We start from the raw sequence: 17,875 nt of genomic DNA, 5'->3' as shown, positions 1-17,875 counted from the left end.
GCCCGTTGCGTTTGTACCGCCCCGCCGCATAAACTTGCCCGGCGCGACGCGGGTGTAGCTCAATGGTAGAGCTGTAGCTTCCCAAGCTACTGACGAGGGTTCGATTCCCTTCACCCGCTCCACTGTCTCCCGTCTTCCAGCAACTGGTTGATGGTGCAGGGGTTTTAGGCCGAATGCTGATCCCGACTGATCCCAAACTTTGGTATCAATCGAGGTCTCACCAATGCCCACGCCATTGCTCCTCCGGCGGCCTTCCGGCGTATATGTCCGCTTTTACGTCCCCGGTGATCTGCAGCCCTCAGTAGGTTCGCGTTACCTTGTGCGTCCGTTGCATCAGCCGCCTGGTGACAGGGCCAGGCTGATCGCCGCCATGATGGGGATGGCGCTATGCTCAGCGTTCGATGCCATGCGGAAAGGGATGACCGTGGATCTGGACGAACTGTTGAAGAAGGTTCGCAGTGGGGCGATCAAGGAACTGACCTTGAGTGACGTGACGCTGCCGGACGGCACGCGTATCGCCCAGGCGCAGCTGGACACACCGGCCGATGCAGTGATGTTCGGGGCCTTGATGGAACGGTCTCGCCAAGTGGAGCCGGTTGAAGTCACGTCGGCGCGAGTGGCCAAGCGTCGGGACCAGGTGCGTGATTCCAGTCACAGCATTGCCCGCCATGCGCCCAATGCGTTGATGCTGTCAAGGGCGATGGCTGATCACCTGAGCGATTTGGCCGGGGCACGCTTGCATCAGAAGACCGTCTTGGAGAGCCGCCACACCTTGCGGTTGTTTGCTGGGATCATCGGCGAGGATGTTCCTGTGGCTTCGCTGAGCCAAGCCCACGTCCGCGCGTTCTTTGAGGGCGTGCGTCACTGGCCGTCCAATGCAACCAAGCGGCCGGACTATCGGGACCTCTCGGTTCCGGAGGTCATCAAGCTGGCAAAGAAGAATCAGGAGCCGGAGCCTGCGGCCTGGACGATGGCCAAGCATCGGCAACGCCTCAGTGTTTTTCTTGTCTCGCTGATGCAAGGCAAGCATCTGTCCGTCAATCCGCTGGACGGCATCCGGGCCATCTCGACGCCCGACGCCGAGGACAAGGGCTCGCCCTTCACCGATGCAGAGCTCCAAGCGATCTTTGACCCCGTCGAGTTCCCCAAGTGGGCATCGAAATATGCGCACCGCTGGTTTGGCCCCATCTTGGGCCTTTACTCGGGCGCGCGCGTTAACGAGATTGCCCAGCTTCGGTTGGAAGACATCGACACCATCGATGGCGTCCCTGGATTTTTCGTCCGGCAGGGCGGGAAGGGGCAGAGCATCAAGAACCGAAACAGCCGACGGTTCGTCCCGCTGGCCAGGCCGGTCATCGAATCGGGCTTCTTGGACTACGTAGAAGAGGTGCGGGCGCGGGGCGATGAGCAGCTCTTTCCAGATTTGCCTAACTCAACGGGGCTCGGCTTTGGGCGTCAGCTGAGCCGCCAGTTCTCGGTCTACATCAAGCGGCAAGGCATCGCTGCGAAGGGTCAGGGCTTCCACGGGTTCCGCCACACCATGGCATCAAGGCTGGATGAGGCCGGTGTGTCGGCGTCCGCCATCGCGGCGATTACAGGGCACGGCACCGGGCAGACCATCCTCGAGAAGTTCTACATCGATAGGCGGAGTCTGCCGGACCGGGTGGCGACGCTCACAAGGTTCACCCCGCCGATCTCGCTGCCAATGTATGACTCGACCCACTTTTCGGGAGGCGTCAAGTAACGCAAGTAAGGGGGTGGATCGAACGAGCCTAACCCCCTGGCCTCGCAACAGATTACAAAGCGGTCATGTGTACTGTGTTTTGTCCTGAAGGCATAGCAATGCGAGACTCGTGCGAAAGATGCGTTGGAATGCCTACTCGCGCCTAGTAGCTAGTGGGTCTCCGTGAGGCTTGAGTTGCAATACTCGGGTGTTCCTGCGTTGGCCTGGCGGCATTAGCACGTGCCTTACGGACAATTTCGGCGGTGCGGCCTGCGAGTGGTAGCCGTTGAGGGGCCATGCTCGTTTGGCAGGCCCCATGATCTGATCGACTTTCTCAACTCCTAAGATGAGGACGCGCCAAAGCCCGACATCAGCCGATCCGCGAGCTCAGGTGCGCTCATCGGTTTCGCCAGGGCAAAACCCTGTATTTCGTCGCAGCCCAGGCTCTGCAGCAAAGCGACTTGCTCCTCTGTTTCGGCTCCTTCTGCCACCGTGCTGTATCCCAAGCCGTGAGCCAGGCCGATGATGGCGCGAGCCTTGAGGAGTGAGCGTTCGTCCGTTGTTAGATTGTCGATCAGGGACTTGTCGAGCTTCAAGATGTCCATTGGAAGCTCCGTCAGATATGCGAAGTTGCTGTATCCACTTCCAAAATCATCCACGGCGAGGCGGATCCCAGCCAAAGCCATGAGCTTGAGCTGCCGGCCCGGCAGCGAGTCTGCCCTCAGCCACTCCCCTTCGGTGATTTCAATTTCTACGTCTTTGCAGGAAAGGCCCTTCGATTTGATCTTTGCGATGAGCCGTTCGGCAGCGTCGGCGCGGGCTACATCTTTGGCGGACAGGTTGATGGACAGTCCCAGCGTCAAGCCGATCCTTCGCCAGGCGGACAGTTGGTCGAGTGAGTTCTCAAGGACCCACTCAGTGACGCCCTCCATCAACGCGGTTCTCTCAAACACGGGGATGAACTCCGCCGGGCTGACGGAGCCCAGACGAGGATGGTTCCACCTTATGAGCACCTCGGCAGAGACCGGCTGCAGGTCGCTGGATCGAAATCTCGGCTGGTAGACCAGATGGAATTCGTCTTCCTTCAAGCCGCGCTGGGCGTCGGCGGCAAGCCGATAGCCCCGTCTCAGCCCGTCATCCCTGCCTGCCGAGTACCAGGCAAAGGAGACTTGGTCCGCTATCGATGCATGTAAGCCAATGAGCATCCTTCGGATCACATCATCCGCACTGTCCACGCCCAATGTCACCGCACAGATCCCCGCATGAAAAAGAGGGGACATCGGGACAGCCGCAGCGACCAGCGGCCGAAGCATCCGCGAACGCAGCTCCTCGACTAGCCGCTCCACATCTTCAGCAGTGGGTAGGTCGACGAGAAAGGCAAAACGCGTCACGCCAACGTGATAGACGACCGCCAAGCCTTCAAGCGCAACGTTGAAGCGCACGCCTGCCCGCTTAATGAGGGCCTCTAGTGGGCCCATCCCCAGCACCTGGCCAGCTTCGTTTGCCCTTGGAAGATCAAAGATGTCAACGAGCACGGCATAGAGCGCCTTGTTGGGTTCTCTCTCCGACCAACCTGCATAGTCGATCGTGAACTGGTGGCGGTTGGGCAGCCCGCTCACGGGCTCTCGCCGCCCTGAGAGCACCCGCAACTCCAGCTCATTCATCGCAGCACGGGCCAACGTCTCAAGCTGTCGCGTTTCTGCCGTTGTAAATACCCGAGCCACCTTGTCCATGACGCACAGGGCGCCGATCGGGGTGCCGTTCTGGGCGATCAGCGGGCACCCCGCATAGAACCGTAAGTAAGGCTCGCCATCGACGAGCGGGTTCTTCGCGAAGCGCTCGTCCTGTTGAAGGTCGCTGACGACCAGGGTTCTTCCCTGACTAATGGTGTGCGAACAAATCGAGTCGTGGATGCTGGTTTCCGCGACGTCCAACCCACGGCGCGATATCAACCGCTGTCTATCGGCATCGACTAGTGAAACGAAGGCGACCGGGACATCGAGGGTGTAGGTGGCCAGCTCAATGAGCCTGTCCAAGGAGGCGCCCGCTGCATTGTCCAGGACATTCAGCCCTTCCATCGCAGACATCCGTTCTTCAGAGGCGGTGGGAGCCATACGCGGTCGGGAATGGGAGGGGGTGATTGCAACCATACGCCCGATTGGACGTCTTCGGAAAGGTGTGGCAAACATGCCATAGGGAGGAGTCGAAATCGTTCAGACTCGAGGAAGTCGTGATTCGACCTCGGTTGCGAAAGCGCCTCGCAACTTCGCTGACAGATGCGTTACTGCCTGCCAGCGGTGCCGAGTTGCTATGTCCCTACTGTATATCCAGCATTTCTGCGGGCTGTGGGCGACCAAGATGCCAGCCTTGGACCGTGGCTTTGGGCGCTATTTGGCGGATCACGTCGAGCTGGACTCCCGATTCTACCCCTTCAACAGTCACGTCCAAGTTGAGAGTCTTCGCAAGCTCGTAAATGGCCGGTAGCACCGAACGGAGTGGGGAGGGGGTTCCCAGCGCCGAAGTAAAGAGACGATCAATTTTGACTCCGTCAAACCGTGTCTTCGCAAGATGGGAGAAGTTGGCGTTTCCGGTGCCGAAATCGTCAATCAAAAAGCAGAAGCCTTCTGCCTGCATGGCCTGCATATTTTTTAAGAATTTTGGTTGGATGATGTCTGTGCGCTCGGTGACTTCAAACTTCAGCTGTGCGGGGGAAATATCCTTGCGAGCAACAGCTGCTCTTACGTAGGACGGGAAATCGATATCGGCCACATCCGCGGGCTCAACGTTGACGCAGACGTACAAGCTGCGATCTCGCAAACGGATGCGCAGCTCGCTCAAGGAGCGCTGGACTACGTAGCGGGCGAGCGTTGGGCCGAGCCCGTGAATTTGGGCCAGGGGCACAAATATTTCCGGCGAAATGACCTCGCCGGACGGCGTTGTCCAACGGCTCAACGCCTCCCAGCCGAGCACTTGGCCGGTAAACGCGTTGCACAATGGCTGATACTCCACGGCGATGAGACCCTTTTGCAGGGCAGAGGCGAGCTTCTCATCCAATCCCCTCGGACGGTGCCGGCGCCTTAGCAGCCATATCGAGGCCGTTGAGCCGATAACGATGCTCCCGACGGCGATGGCTAGAAGGGAGGAGCTAGGAAGGTGCCACGCCGCCGTCCGCCCCAGCCGTACGGATGCACACGCATCGATGTAATTGCTGCAAGTATGCCGCTCAATGACGTATGGGGAGAGCAGATCCTGTTTTTCGCGTGCTTCTAGATCCTTGAATACATATAGGTTGTCCTTCGTATACACAAGGATCCTGCCTTTGCGTTCGGGATCAAGATCATCGAACGCGGAAGGGGAGCTGACCGTCAAAAGCTCGCCACGCGCCACCAGGTTGGTGTCCTCATAGCGGGTGCCCGGCACGTCGGCTGATCGCCAGATTTTGAAGTGTGACCGTTGATATCCCGGCTTCGGCAGCTTAACGGCATCGGCCAGCTTTCCCCAGAGTGCGGTGCACACTATCCGGCCGTTCGCGATGCGCCCCACATCGCTCAGGTGGCTCGCTTGTAAGGCAATTTGCCTTAGCGCATCGAGATCGTCGGGAGAGCATTGTTGGCCACCTTTGGAGGCACTATGTGAAGCGGCGATGCTGTCTGCGGCAATGGCCTCAACGTGCGCCACGGCCAGCGCTGCCGTCCGTTCGGCTTTCTCACTGTCATAGTGATAGAGCACTGCCTGAGTGGAAGCCACCGAGGCCAGCAGAGCGAGCGCAATGCTGGCGGCGACAGTGAAGGCTTCCAGTAGGCGATTTCGCGGCTTTCTCATGGTTCTTGAGGCAAGGGGGCAAGAGACTCTCGCGCGTGGAGTCACCCTGAAAGTTATCACTATCGGCCCGAGGGTTGAAAGATTGAGAGCCGGCTCGATGGCGGCTGGTGCTGCGTATACGGCTCCAAGACCCCACTGGGCCGGTCTTCCCGTCGCGGGTTGAGGGCAGATCGCCGCTTGAGGAGGAGTCGGCAAGCAGACATCCGCCATCGAGCGGCTCTAGTCCAGCTTCGTGTCAGCCCCGCGGCCTGGAATTCGCTTTGCGCTGTAGAAATACGGCATCAGCCAGGTAGCCAACGGCGTAGATAGCCAGAGATAGCCCGGCATCGCAGGGCCCTCGTCAACTGGGCTTGCAAAGCCACAGTATCGCGATCGGCAGCGCTTTTGAGTTCCCAACGCCTCAGCTCTTTACTTGACAATCAGGGCCCCCTTGGTAGGCCTCGCTTGTTCGAATCAGACTTACGCTTAGGCCTTGATATATTCAGATATATTTGAAGAGCGTTGAGAAACGGTTGTCGCCATTTTTCCGCGGCAACGTTTGGTGGAGCGAGCGCAGCAGAGAGTAGACGCCCAAGTTCCCAAGAGTTCGAATAGTGCAGTTCGACATGATGGCAATCAGTGGGTTTTACAGACGGCACGTCTCCTCACATGCCCAGGGCGCAGCTGTAGACGGTTTGCAGCGCTTGTTCGCAAGTCTTCCCTGTGTGCTTGAGCGTATAACTCCCTCCCCGAGCGGACAGGTCAGAGGACTGCACAGTGGGCGACATGAACGCAATGTTTGAGTAGGCTGCGCTTCACGCGCGCTGCTTATCGCCAAGACGTTTCATGAAAGATGCGAAACGTGCCTCGGAGATGGCCTGTCGATTGCCGCATTTGGGGCAGGTGAGCACGACTCCGCCACTGATCCTTTCCAGACCGTTCGCGGGAGAGGTTGCACTGAATTCAGCCCCGCAACTCCGGCACGTTGCGGTCACAGAGCTCAGCTCCTCCAGGACTTCGTCCACGTAGTCAGCCTTGCCCACGACAGAGAGCAGATGGAATGCGCCGGTATTTGGCATGCTCGCGGCTCCTTGGCGACATAACCGGATGGCTCAATCGGTTCGACTTTATCGAACATTTCCGCGCCCATCTTAAGCGCCGACGACCGTGCTGAGGGTGAAAGCACGGCCGACAACTGCGAGTGGGCTACTTGCCGCAAGGGCATCCCTAACAGGTGCCTTCGTTCGCAGGTGCAGTAGGCGGCCTTATAGCCTCTGCGTTACCCTCTAGGAGCTCCTCTAGCACGCGTCGGTAACAAAAGGGGTGCTGTCGGATCTTCGCAAACACCCCCGTCTCAATAGTTAAATCGCCACCAGCGCAGTTTAATGGCGCGCACGTAGAACCCCAAATGACTAAAGGTTTGCTGTGATCGGCCGCTAGTCGTATATGGAGGATAATCCGGATCAACACGCCACCCTGAGCAACCTTCGGGAGCCAGCAGCTGCGCGGCCCTCTGACGTTGAGCTGTTGTTTCGGTTGGAAATGACTGCCCGCCAGGTTAGGGGGCTGTTTGCGCATCGGGCTTTGACGATTGAGAAGGTCGAGAGTTCGGAATCGACGACGTATTCGGTCGAGACAGGACCAGCTTGGGGCGGGCAGCAGCTGAGGGCCGCGATCGATGCGATTCGAGATGTGTTCGTGGAGGTGGCGAGAGCGCCAACTCGGGGTGGGCCTGCTCCGCAAGCAACCGCGTCGGAGCGCGAGGGCCTGCTCCGTGCGCGGATGCTGGCCTACGCTGCCGGGCGCGCGATCTTCATGCCGCTGAGCCTGAAGGACGGTGAAGAGAGGTTTTTCACCATTGTCGTTGGGCACATTGCGCAGCATCAGATCGACGTCAACGATGGTGCATGTGTTGCGGATTGGCTCTTGCAAAATCCGGGAGATCTTCAGCAGCTTTTTGAGCTCGCCCGACGTTCCCAATTAAGCGGTATGGATCCCGCGAGGGTCGCGCTCGCGTTCCTAGATTCATTTGTTCAATGAGACAAGCGCAATCTTTAGGCTAGCAAGCGCGAAGACGTGGGCACCCCAGTTGGTGGGCATCCTTGCCCGCAGCAAGCGGCTGCCTTCGCGATTCCTTGTCGACCACTCCGCAGCCCGGGGGAGCTACAGAGGCAAGCATCATAGGCCGTAACTATGTCAACTCGCCGTGATTAGGAAAAGCGCAGGTGGCGCCGGATAGCCCGGTAGGCGGGCGCCTTGTTGAGGTACTAGCGCTTGGCCTCTAGCCTCCGCGGTTGTGCCCTCGCGAGTATCGTGCCGCTGCACTGGGCTCGATGGAGCTCGTCCCCCGCGGTGGGGTCACTGTGACGCGTGAGTGGCCGCCGGGCGGATTACTGTCCTGCTACTAGACACCGCCGCGCTCCTGAGTCCGAGCCAGAAACATTTCAAGGTGGCGGTGCGTTATAGCCTGTCGACTCCCGCAGCTTTTGCAGTAGAGAATGACGCCTCCAGGAATCTCTTCAAGATCCGGAAGCCCCTTCGCATCGAGGAGTTCGCCGCATGAAAGGCAGGTGGCGCGAATCCGCACGGCGCGGGAGAGATGCCCGGTGGATGGATGGAAGTCTCCTGAAACGGCACGCAGTAGGAAGAGGCCTGTATAGGGCATCAGAGAGGCCTGAATGTCGATGGGTCGCTGTCAGTGTAGCCGCTCCAGTGAACAGCCCCGTGACCGCTCATCGAATGTGCAGCCGCAAACACCACCGATGCCCCGAGCCTGAACGTCCACCAGGTTCGTTGGCAACGTGCTGAATGTGGGACGGGCCGCTCTTAAGCAGGTGAGGCTGCCAAAATTCTTTTCCACGTCCGTTCTGACCGGCAAAAGATGGATAGATACCGCCAGACCGTCGAACTCTCTGATGACACTATTAAGGAGATAGGCCTGAATTGAATGTTGCAGGCGGTAGACACCGGTGGGGAGGCGGCTATGGCGCTGGACATCCTGCACAGCGAGCTTGTTCTGGGCGGCTGGTCACCGAAGAACGGCCGGATGAAGGCCACGGCCTATGCCAAGGATGCGGGCGGTGGTCCGGCACGGGTGCAGCCATTGGAAGGCGGCGTAGCGTCACCTGGGGAACAATTGCGTGGGCATTCGGACAGCTTCGAACTTGATGCCGTCCTGGAGGCCGGCCGGCTGCAGGCGGCCTACCTCAACAAAAGCGTGGGTCGTATCGTCGCTGGTGGACGGCTGCTGGTCGCCGATCTGCGCAAGGGGGAAGCGACCAGCACCGATTTGGCGGAAGTGTAATGGCGCCTTTAAGCCATGATCGGGCATCGAGCCTTCGCGGTTGACTGGAAATGGAACGATCCACGTAGAGGCTCCGGCTCCCTCGGGCGACGCATCAGATGCCTGGCACTAGACCGCTCTCAAGGACACTGGCATCGAGCTGATCGAAGCCAAGAGCCTCAACCCTCGCACAGAGGGATGTTCTCGCTTTGACTCGGCGGCCAGGTGGGCTAACCGTGGCTTCCACTTTCACCAGCCTTTCGCTCTCACCCGGGGCAGGTCACCTGTTTGGTGGCTGCTGCCAAGATGATCATTTGGGCGGGGTCGGGACCCGTATTCATCTAGTTTCCGCCGGGGGCTAGTGGGGGAAAGTGCCAGCGATTTCTGGGTCCGGCGTGCACCAAATCGGTGCCGAGATATGCTAGTTTTTAGTTGCACTTCAGTTGGCTCGGACGCCTGATGAATTACGCCGAATGGATTCGCGAGCAGTACGTACGTTCCGTAAAGATTGAACGGATTGCTGAAGGCGCGCTTGAAGGGCCCGTGATGTGTGCTGGCTCTCCTGACACTTTGGCGCCGTTGCTCCAGGCCGTCAGTCAGTTGCTTGCGGTCCCGGTTGCGGACGTGAGGATCGTAGGCTCGGCGCGTTTTGGTTTTTCGCTGCGTGATGGGACCCCGTTCGACCCCTCTTTCTCTGATCTTGATCTGGCGATAGTCAATGCCGGGCTTTTTCAACGTTGCGCGGTAGATCCGCAGGCCCCCTCTGACGCGCCCCGGTATCCAGAGCGTGATTTCCCTGCCGAGGAGCGGTTGGCAGTTCGGAGGGCCTTCGACCGCATCTCACTGTCGGTGGCCGGTCGCTTTGCTTACGTCTCGGTGGCAGTGTTCCCTAACCAGGCTGCGCTGGTGCGCGCTCAGGCCGTGCGGATCCGTAAGTTCCTCGGTATAGCGGTCCATGATCGGGCCGCCACGCCTACAGGTGCATCCGCTGCCCATATCATTGCGGCAGGAACTGATTTCCAGCACATCGTGGATGCCGGACTACCTCAGTACATCCTGCCGGTTTCTGCCAGTACGCCGAGCAATGCTTCGCCATGGCTCACAGACACCGCAGGCTTCCAGCGCGCTTTCGGTGATAGTGCGTTGCGAAACCAACTGCTGGCAGCGCTGATGCGTGCGTTCGCTGACTTGGCGCAGGTGGTGGATGTGCAATGCTGCTTGGTCGGCGGCAGCTTCGTGGATGTGGCAAATACAGCGCCAAATGATTTGGACATCGTAGTGTTCTATCAGGCCCGGGCTGAGGTGCGGATTGAGCCGGGTAGAGCGTTGCAGCGGCTGACCCGAAAATTCCTGCTCGAACACATCGACATGCGATTCGTGCCGTGTGACGCCGGGCCGTGGTTGCTGGTCAAGCTGGCCTCCTATTTCACCATGCTGTATCAGTCGCGCAGGTCGGGCACAAAAGATCGCAGTCATGGCTTGGTGTTACTTGTCCCGGGCCCCGGGCAGGGCTGACCATGGCGATGACAGCTCACACCTACATTTCGCCTGAGCTGGCTTCAGCGCCCGGAGCCCGCGTGCTGATGCCGCTGCCACCCCCCGGCCCGTCGAGGGAGGTGGCAATCCGTTTACAGTCCTGCGACTCTGCGCTGCCGACGCTCCACCCCTGCGCACTGCCCTGTCACCACCTGTGGGCGCAACGCCAGGAGCCGCACATGATGGCGGCGATGCGGCAGCTTCGCCATCCGCTGTCGCCGCATATGCGGATGCCGGCGTTGGACCTCACGGCGTTGGCAGCGATTGAGGCCAACGAGGCCCGCATCTACCAAGAATGGCGCCGCACCCTGCGCTGGCCGTTGTCGATCAATGACATACAGCGTTTTATCAGCCTTTGCACCAGGGGTGATGGGGCCCTGCGCACGACGCCGGTATGGATACGCTCGCACGATGGACGGTCACAGCTGCCGATGGTGCCGGCCGACCTCAGTGTGGAGCGGTGGGCCGAGTTGATGCGACAGCTCGCCGACGGCGCATTTGGTGTGGGCATGCGTGCCGCGGTGCAGCTATTGGCGCTGGTCAACAATGCCCATGCTTTTGGCGATGGGAATGGGCGTCTGGGGCGCGCACTCTTCAATTTGTGCCTTCACCAGGCTGGCCTGCCGGACGAGTGCTTTGTCCCATTAAAGACGCTGACGGTAGTCTCCCGAGGGGGGTATGAAATCCGTCTGCGCGAGGCAGAACTGTACGGTCGCTGGGATGGCCTCTATGCCTATCACTGCACAGCAGTCGATATATATGCGTGGCTCGGGAAGACGCCGGCCACGCCCGACATGATCAAGGATGTCTGATGTTCAATAAGCGCTACTGGAGAGTGCAGTCCGAGGTCAGTGAGTGCGGCTTGGCCTGCCTGGCGATTTGCTCGTCCATGCTGGGCGCGGATCTGGAGATGAGTGAGCTGCGACGCAAGTATCACAACTCGCAGCGCGGTGTGGACCTGAACCAGTTGATTGCGGTGGCTAGCGCCTTGGACATGCAATGTCGGCCGGTGCGCTGCGAACCACGCGACCTGCAACACTTGGGCACACCGGCAATTCTGCACTGGAAGCTGAATCACTTCGTCGTGCTGGAGAAGGTATCGCGGGGGCGATATCACATCATCGATCCTGCGCATGGGTCGCTTACCTTCAATGATGTCGAGCTGTCAAAGTCGTTTACCGGCATCGCGGTAGAAGTAAGTTCCTCGCCCAGCTTCCGCCCGAGAAAGCAGCGTTCGCCGCTAAACATCTGGTCGATGGTCCGATTCAAGGGCGGTGTCGGCACCGCGCTGTTCCATACAATGGTCTATACGCTACTGCTTCAGGGCTTTGTGCTGCTGTCACCCTTCTTCATGCAACTGGCGGTAGACGAAGGTGTGCTGCGCGGCGATCGCGGTTTTCTCATGGCGCTGGCACTTGGCTTTGGCGCGGTAGCTCTATTCAACAGCCTAGCTGAGGCGCTGCGCGGGGTCACGTTGCAGCGAGCATCCGCATTGATGGGCTGGGACATGAGTCGGCGCCTTTTCCACCATCTAGTCAGTCTGCCGCTCACTTGGTTCCATCGGCGCCGCTTGGCCGACGCGCTGTCGCGAATGGAATCGATTGATCCAATACGCCAGCTGATCGCAAACGGGCTGATCGGTGCGCTGCTTGATGGCGTTTTGGCTGTTGGCATCATCGTGTTCATGTTCATCTACTCGCCGCTGATGAGCCTCGTTGCGCTAGCTGCGCTGGGGATCTACGTGCTGATGCGTGTGGCGACCATCCCACTTTCGATGAAGATGGGCATGGCCAGCCTGCAGGCGAACATTGCAGAACGCGGAACGCGCATAGAGACGCTGCGTGCGATGCAATCAATCAAAACGATGGGCGGGGAGTTCTCCCGAGAGGCGATCTGGGCCAATAAATACGCCGATCTGGTGCGCGCTACTTTGAACAGCGCCAACCTTCAGGTCGGCATAGGGGCGGGCCGCACGCTTCTGGATGGCATCAGTCTGGTGGCCATCGTCTACATCGGCGCTCAGGCCGTGCTGGCGGGGGATATGACAGTGGGCGCGTTGTACGCCTTTGTGGCCTATCGCCAGCAGCTCACTAACCGGCTGACCACGCTGGTCGATCAGTGTATTTCTTGGCGCCTGACCGAGCTACATTCTGATCGTATCGCCGATATAGCCCTAAGCCCGAGCGAAGAGGGCTTTAGCAAAGATCCAACGGCTTCGGACAGCATCGAAGGCCACATCCAGCTGCGGTCGGTCTATTTCCAATACTCGGCTCAGGAAGCGCCGACTTTGAAGGACATCAACCTGGCAATCGCACCGGGTGAATTCGTCGCCATTACCGGGCCTTCTGGCTGCGGCAAGAGCACCCTGGTGAAGGTGCTTACTGGACTTTATCCCCCCAGTGCGGGCGAGCTGCTCTTTGACGGGTTGAATATCACCAACTGGGGGCCGCGGGTAGTTCGGCAGCGGATGGGCGTAGTGATGCAAGACGATGAGCTGCTGACGGGCTCGATCGTGGAAAACGTGACCTTCTTCACTGAGCGCCCGGACATCGCGTTGGTCTGGCAATGCTTGGAAATGGCGGCCGTAAAGGAAGATGTGCAGCGCATGCCCATGCAGCTGGAAACCCTGGTCGGCGATATGGGCTCAACCTTGTCCGGTGGCCAAAAGCAGCGGCTGCTGCTGGCTCGCGCTTTGTACCGCAAGCCCAGCATCCTGGTGCTGGACGAGGCAACCGCGAATCTGGATGTGGTCCGCGAGAGCCACATCTATCAGGCGCTCGCCCAGCTGGACATCACCCGGATCCTGATCACCCACCGGCCTGACACCATGCGCCTCGCCGACCGCCTCATTCGCATCGAGAACGGTCGGATCGTCGGAGATACCCGCAAGCCCAATGCATCGCAGCCCGGGTCGTTGCCGACCGTGAATCTCATTCCTGCCGTCGTTTCGCCGCCAGTAGCGGTTCCAGCAGCCAATCCAACAGCGAGCGTTTCTCAAGAACCAGGTCGGCCTTGAGGCGCATGCCCGGCGCCAGCGCCAGAGCCTTGCCATATGCCTGCATCTGTTGGTCGTCAAGCGCCGCAAGCAGACGGTACTGGCTTTCGACAGCTTGTAGGTCAGCGGGCAGGTCTTCCGGGGAGGTGGGCGAGCGTGCGATCTTTACGATCCGCGCGTGGCCCACGCCGAACTTCTGATACGGGAACGCGTCGTACATCAATCTCACTTCGGTTCCGACGTCCACGAACGCGATGGCCGATGACGGAACCCACAACTCGGCGAACAGCTGCGAACCCTCCGGCATCATCACACCAAGTGTGCGACCGGCCGTGACCGTGGCACCGGGCTTGGCCTGCAGCCAGGTGATCCGACCTGCGGACTGCGCGACCAGGTTGAATTGGGTGCCAAGCTTGTAATTGATAGCCTTCTCTCGCGCACCTAGCAACTCAGATAGAGAGGTGGCGCGGTTGGCATCGCGCTCGGCCTTCAAGCGGCCCAATTCGTGCCGCATTTGCTCATGTTCCTGTCCAAGCTGTGCTATGCGGGTTTGGACCTCGGCTATCGACTGTCGGACACTCAGCACCCGCACTTCTGCATCACGGTACTGCAGTTCTGAAACCAGTTGCTCGGCGCGCAGCCGGCCGAGGTCGTGCACGGTTTTTTCGGCGATGGTCTGCTGCTGTTGGTATAACGTGACGTTTTCGCGCAGGACAGCGAGCTGGCGGGTGGTGCCCAACATGCGTTCACGGATTCCCGCCGCTTGGCTCTCCAGCGATGCATCAGTAGCGTGCTCGCGATCGACCGAAGCTTGGGTCAGGCGTTCGGCCATGCCCGAGAGGGTGGCCCCGGTGCTCTCGCCAGTGTCGATCACCGAGTCCACCGAAACGGTCACGATAGGCTCACCCTGGCCAACTTTCGCGCCTTCTTCGACGTACACGTTGCTAACGACGCCCGAGCGCTGGCTGATGATTGGCAGCAGCCCCCGCGACGGCACCAGCGCCCCTGCGACCGTTTCTTTGCGCGGAAACGAGGTGGTGATCAAGAACACTGCTGTCACGCACAGCAGGGCCACCACGAAGCCGGTCGCCAACCACATGCCGACCCCCGGGGCCTGAACCGGCGAACCGAAGCGCTGTGTGGCGGCTTCGATCGCCTCATTGCGGAACAGGGGTATCCCGTCCGCTGTCTCATCCTTGCGAGCTGGTTCCATTTGACCTGCAGTGACGACTGGTGGCGGAATTTGGTGCCGGAAAGCGCTTCATTCGGCAGTTCGGGGCGCGAGGCAACCGCGGCCGGCGGCAACGTCTACGTAATAGTCGTAGTCATTGCTCAAGCCAAAGCCCACCTTCCAAGATATGGGGAACACATTGGCTGGCTGATCCGAGACCTGGGTCTGTAAGGTCACAGTACGGCCATTGAATGTCACCGGTGCGGTGGCTTCGGCATAGCGGACAGCCTGCATTCCATGCATTGTCCAGCGCCGTCGTTCCACCAGGCTGGTCTGTGGATAAGTGGCCAGGTTGACGCCAGAAGCTTCCAGCATGACATCTGTGCCCGTATCAAGCAGGACAAGTTCGTCGCGCTTGCCGATTCGCATAGGCAGGCGCAGCGAGTATTGCCCCCCCCAGAGTGCAGACGTGACGGCCAATGGTTGCTTGCACGTGCCGGCAGGGAGCGCCCCCAGCAGCTGGAGCTCCCCACGCTTCAGCAGCAGCGGACCCAGCTGGTAGAGCAAATCGAGGCCGATGATGTTGAACTGAATTTGGTCTGTAACGGTGAATGAGACATTTCTGAAGTGGAGATCGCCCAGCTGCACGTCCACCGGGGCGGCCAAGCCAATTGAGACGGGCTGGTCGGGTAGCGTGTTGTCTATCGCAAAGCCATCGGTGACTGCCAGGCCCATTGCTTGTGCAGCTTTGCGGCTGATGTGCGAGCGCGTGGCACCCGTATCGATGATGAAATCCGAGTCGATGTTGCGCTGTTTTCCATCTGCGCCACCTTGAATCTTGCCCCGAACTACAGGGACACCGGCTTTGGACGACAGCGGCAGCCGGAACCCGGGCGGTGCTGGTGCGGCCAGCGTGGCCGAGCGCGGCCATCGACTGAATGCATCGAAGTTGGGGGCAGTAATGGCACGTACTTCCTCGCCGGCACGTAGCGACGGTGCAACGTGCTGTTGGTAGAGCGCATGGACCTTCTGCATGTCGGTAGCCCAGCCTTGGATGTCGCCCTCCAGGAGGCGGTTGCCTGCGCGCAGGCTACGGCAGAGGTACATGACACCTTGGCTTTTCTCGGCTACGACGGCGGCATCGGCGATGCAGGTGTCGGCCCAGCGGTTGGATTGGGGGATTTCGCCGCGGGTGCGGTGGTAGCCGGCGCGCGCGGCAAAGCGTTCCGTTCCCGTGGACCTGCCGATGCGCTCCAGCTCCGCCCCATTGCCCTGCATCACGGCCACGGTGATGCCATGGCTGTCTTCAGCGACAACGTTGCGTGCTGACGTAGGCGAAGCCACGCTGAGTAAAATCGCCGCGGACATCAAGAATCTCATTGCGCCAGCTCCTCTTGGACGTGTATCGGCCGCCCGCAACATCCGAGCGGCCGATACACACGTGTTGCGTTAGAACCCGCTGATAACCAGGTTGAACTGGCCGGTGAACGAATTGGTGTTTGGATCGAAGGTCAGGCCGATGTTGAACGAGATGCCGTTACCAAAGTCCTGATTGAACGATGCGTTGTAGTTGCTCACATTGAAATGGTCGGTGGTCAGTCCAAGTGAGTAGGTCTGGCCCGCATACTCGAAACTGCCGTTACCGGCCAGCCCCCAATTGCCGTTGGTGAGGTTCAGATTTTCCGTCAGATTGAAGGTCAGGTTGTAGTCCTGCATCTGCCAAGTCTGAGTTGCACTGGCTACACCATTGCCGTCAATGCTGGCGTTGGAGCTGAACGTCGTCTCCCCGCCGGAATCGCCGCCACCGCCACCGCCACCGCCACCGCCACCATTGTCGCCACCGCCCGGATCATACGGATCGGTCCAGTCCGGCGGATCAATGTCGGGCCAGCCGCCATCATCCGGAGGCGACACATCGATCGGCGGCAGATCGGTCGTGTCCATTTGAGCGCCGCCGGACACCAGCGCACGCTCTTCGGGGGATAGGTCACGAATTCCACTTGCAGACATCTCACAACTCCTTGTTATCCGTTGCAGATTAGGGTGCGTCCATCGCCGCCTCCATGCGCGGCGCCTCAATGTTTATCACATCAATCAGCTGTCTCTGTATCAGAAAATTCTGATTTGGCCGGAAGGGTGATGAGCAGCAAAAATATGACCTCGGACCGGGCGTCACCCGACGGTAGTAGCCGTTTCTGGGCGGACCGATGGCAGCCGTCGCGTGAACGCTAACTAGCAAGCCCTTGGCGCCCAGAAATGGCGGCCAGCCCGGCACTTCGCGATCGCCGGGAGAGTGTAGAAGTCAGAGGCCGCTACAAATGCGCCACGAGCTTAGCGTTAGGTATGGGGAATTTTTCGCGTTTCGCTGAACGAGCTATTGGGTGAGCGAATTAGCTAAGAACGCCGATCCCTGTGACGTCCCCGGACCATAGGCACAGACCAACAAAGTCTAGCCCTCCGTAGCCATAACCTTGAGATTTGGTGGCACTCGAGACCGGCGGCCAACTCGCTGAAGGATGAAGCTGCATCCGCCTGGAACTTACATGGGCACCAAATTCCCCTAACGATCGAACGGCTGCTTCATCGGGCCGCCTTCTCAAGTAGCGGCCAGTTCCGGACGGGGTGTTCCTCTCCGCTGCCCTGCTTGCTTCTTCGTTATGCGTGGCGGTCGGCAGGCTGTCCCGGTCCTAGTTGATCAGTTGAGCCCACAGAACCATCGCAATCACGGGGAGCCCACTGAGCAGCCCAAAAACCCACAGCGCTCCTAAGACACTGAGCGGCGTCATGATCCACCACTGCCACCAGGCGAAGCCCTGGTCTCGTTGCCGAGCCTCCCAAGCCGCGACCGGCTGAAGCCGTTCTACCTTCCGTGTCCCTCGCCGGGCCATGAGGGGCCCGACAATGAACCCGAAAGGTCCCAGGAAGAGCAGGGACAGCGAATACCACCAGAAGAAGCGCTCCCGGGGAGTCCTCACACTTTTGATGGTCCGGCTAGAAGGCGCGGTTACACGATCTGCGTGGGCAAAATGCAGGGAAGGGGGCTGGCTCTTCATTGGGCGTAAGCCCTCCAGGTGGCGTCGACCTTCGCATACCGCAGATTTTTTTCGACGGGAAGCGGGACCCGGTTGCCCGCCATGTCCAGCACCACTGTGCCTCGCGTATCGCATCGATAGCCGTCCGTGTCGTCGGCCCGCGTGCACCCGGTCAGTGTGAACCCATCGATCGTGACGACGGGGGCCGAGGCGCTTTGTGCCATCAGGTCAGCCAGTGCCTGCTTGGCCTGCTCTTCGGAGGGCTTGCCGCTGCAGGCAGTCAGCGTGAGGGCCGCCGCAGCGGCCAAAGTCCATGCTTTCATCGCTTCTATTC

14 protein-coding genes and 1 tRNA gene are annotated in these 17,875 nt (G+C 59.9%); 7 read left to right on the top strand and 8 right to left on the bottom strand.

The genetic code is table 11. The annotated features are described in order from the left end of the window. The first annotated feature begins 48 nt into the window (after window positions 1–48). A tRNA-Gly gene (locus GQ674_RS15030) sits at window positions 49–122 on the top strand. A 101-nt stretch (window positions 123–223) separates the two neighbouring features. Continuing rightward, complete coding sequence (locus GQ674_RS15025) at window positions 224–1,744, top strand: site-specific integrase (protein WP_159497720.1); 1,521 nt, start codon at window positions 224–226, stop codon at window positions 1,742–1,744. A gap of 320 nt (window positions 1,745–2,064) precedes the next feature. Here the strand turns inward: GQ674_RS15025 and GQ674_RS15020 are convergent, their stop codons facing one another. The 3 genes from GQ674_RS15020 to GQ674_RS15010 form a co-directional block, all read right to left on the bottom strand. Further along, window positions 2,065–3,801 carry a sensor domain-containing phosphodiesterase gene (locus tag GQ674_RS15020; protein ID WP_159497719.1) on the bottom strand — a complete coding sequence of 579 codons (1,737 nt, stop codon included), beginning with the start codon at window positions 3,799–3,801 and terminating at the stop codon, window positions 2,065–2,067. 238 nt (window positions 3,802–4,039) lie between these two features. Beyond that, window positions 4,040–5,545 (bottom strand): EAL domain-containing protein, encoded by a 1,506-nt coding sequence (locus GQ674_RS15015; RefSeq protein ID WP_159497718.1) that lies wholly within the window; start codon window positions 5,543–5,545, stop codon window positions 4,040–4,042. 794 nt (window positions 5,546–6,339) lie between these two features. Next, window positions 6,340–6,603, bottom strand: a complete 264-nt coding sequence (locus tag GQ674_RS15010; RefSeq protein WP_159497717.1) for a hypothetical protein — start codon at window positions 6,601–6,603, stop codon at window positions 6,340–6,342. A 505-nt stretch (window positions 6,604–7,108) separates the two neighbouring features. Here GQ674_RS15010 and GQ674_RS15005 point away from each other — a divergent pair. From GQ674_RS15005 to GQ674_RS14985, 5 genes are all read left to right on the top strand, one after another. Further along, window positions 7,109–7,564, top strand: a complete 456-nt coding sequence (locus GQ674_RS15005; protein ID WP_159497716.1) for a hypothetical protein — start codon at window positions 7,109–7,111, stop codon at window positions 7,562–7,564. A 943-nt stretch (window positions 7,565–8,507) separates the two neighbouring features. After that, complete coding sequence (locus GQ674_RS15000; protein WP_159497715.1) at window positions 8,508–8,828, top strand: hypothetical protein; 321 nt, start codon at window positions 8,508–8,510, stop codon at window positions 8,826–8,828. Window positions 8,829–9,266: 438 nt separating this feature from the next. Next, window positions 9,267–10,322: a hypothetical protein gene (locus GQ674_RS14995; RefSeq protein ID WP_159497714.1), complete on the top strand. Its 1,056-nt coding sequence runs from the start codon at window positions 9,267–9,269 to the stop codon at window positions 10,320–10,322. A gap of 200 nt (window positions 10,323–10,522) precedes the next feature. Beyond that, complete coding sequence (locus tag GQ674_RS14990) at window positions 10,523–11,155, top strand: Fic family protein (RefSeq protein WP_159497713.1); 633 nt, start codon at window positions 10,523–10,525, stop codon at window positions 11,153–11,155. Beyond that, on the top strand, window positions 11,155–13,359 hold the full coding sequence (locus GQ674_RS14985) for a peptidase domain-containing ABC transporter (RefSeq protein ID WP_159497712.1): 2,205 nt from the start codon (window positions 11,155–11,157) through the stop codon (window positions 13,357–13,359). The genes GQ674_RS14990 and GQ674_RS14985 overlap by 1 nt, the downstream gene beginning before the upstream one ends. Here GQ674_RS14985 and GQ674_RS14980 read toward each other — a convergent pair. From GQ674_RS14980 to GQ674_RS14965, 5 genes are all read right to left on the bottom strand, one after another. Then, window positions 13,274–14,551 (bottom strand): HlyD family efflux transporter periplasmic adaptor subunit, encoded by a 1,278-nt coding sequence (locus GQ674_RS14980; RefSeq protein ID WP_159497711.1) that lies wholly within the window; start codon window positions 14,549–14,551, stop codon window positions 13,274–13,276. The genes GQ674_RS14985 and GQ674_RS14980 overlap by 86 nt on opposite strands. 48 nt (window positions 14,552–14,599) lie before the next feature. Further along, window positions 14,600–15,877, bottom strand: coding sequence for a retropepsin-like aspartic protease (locus tag GQ674_RS14975; RefSeq protein WP_159497710.1), 1,278 nt, complete (start codon window positions 15,875–15,877; stop codon window positions 14,600–14,602). Between the two features lie 81 nt (window positions 15,878–15,958). Continuing rightward, complete coding sequence (locus tag GQ674_RS14970; protein WP_159497709.1) at window positions 15,959–16,519, bottom strand: hypothetical protein; 561 nt, start codon at window positions 16,517–16,519, stop codon at window positions 15,959–15,961. A gap of 677 nt (window positions 16,520–17,196) precedes the next feature. Beyond that, on the bottom strand, window positions 17,197–17,580 hold the full coding sequence (locus GQ674_RS21645; protein WP_236546312.1) for a hypothetical protein: 384 nt from the start codon (window positions 17,578–17,580) through the stop codon (window positions 17,197–17,199). Then, a complete protein-coding gene (locus tag GQ674_RS14965) occupies window positions 17,559–17,864 on the bottom strand; it encodes a hypothetical protein (RefSeq protein ID WP_159497708.1) in 306 nt (101 codons plus the stop codon). Before GQ674_RS14965 ends, GQ674_RS21645 begins: the two co-directional genes overlap by 22 nt. Window positions 17,865–17,875: the final 11 nt, after the last annotated feature.

It is taken from the genome of Stenotrophomonas sp. 364 (assembly GCF_009832905.1).
In the GTDB taxonomy this organism is placed as follows: domain Bacteria; phylum Pseudomonadota; class Gammaproteobacteria; order Xanthomonadales; family Xanthomonadaceae; genus Stenotrophomonas; species Stenotrophomonas maltophilia_AP.
Note: the sequence above shows the minus strand (reverse complement) of the source record. Positions and strands in the feature narration are given on the sequence as shown.